The sequence below is a fragment of the Vibrio sp. 10N.222.49.C9 genome, from assembly GCF_041474985.1.
GTDB classification, from domain to species: domain Bacteria; phylum Pseudomonadota; class Gammaproteobacteria; order Enterobacterales; family Vibrionaceae; genus Vibrio; species Vibrio crassostreae_C.
In genome coordinates this window covers 1-420 of the sequence record NZ_JBFRVD010000548.1, presented here as the reverse complement: position 1 = coordinate 420, position 420 = coordinate 1, and the positions used below count along the sequence as shown (strand labels likewise).

The following is a 420-nucleotide window of genomic DNA, read 5'->3' as shown; positions in this document are numbered from 1 at the left end:
CCGGTAAGCTCTGCAAGGTTAGCTTGATAAAATTCGGCCGTATCTATGCCCAGCGTCTTCGCATTGTCACTCGCTCTAGAGACCATCTCATCGACCCCTTCAATGCCAACCACCGCTTTTGCCTTAGCACTGAGTGGGAAGGTAAAGTTGCCAACGCCACTGAACAGATCCAGCACTCTTTCATTCTCGTTCACATCAAGCCATTCGATAGCTTGAGAAACCATCTGTTGATTCACAGAGCGATTAACCTGAATAAAATCGGTAGGCAAGAAATCCAACTCGAAACCTGTCTCATTGCACCTTGGTGATTCGCCGCACATTTTTTTCGGCTTGCTCTGCCCCTCATGAAGATACAAGGTAAGGTTATTCTGCTGGGCAAAATCTAACACTGCTTTGCTGTCTTTCGCTCTTAGTTCAGCA

General features: G+C 46.9%; 1 protein-coding gene. It reads right to left on the bottom strand.

What is annotated here, in order from left to right; all coding sequences use genetic code 11:
- The coding region (locus tag AB4585_RS24405; protein ID WP_372171332.1) for a methyltransferase domain-containing protein at positions 1 to 420 on the bottom strand (420 nt) is incomplete at both ends.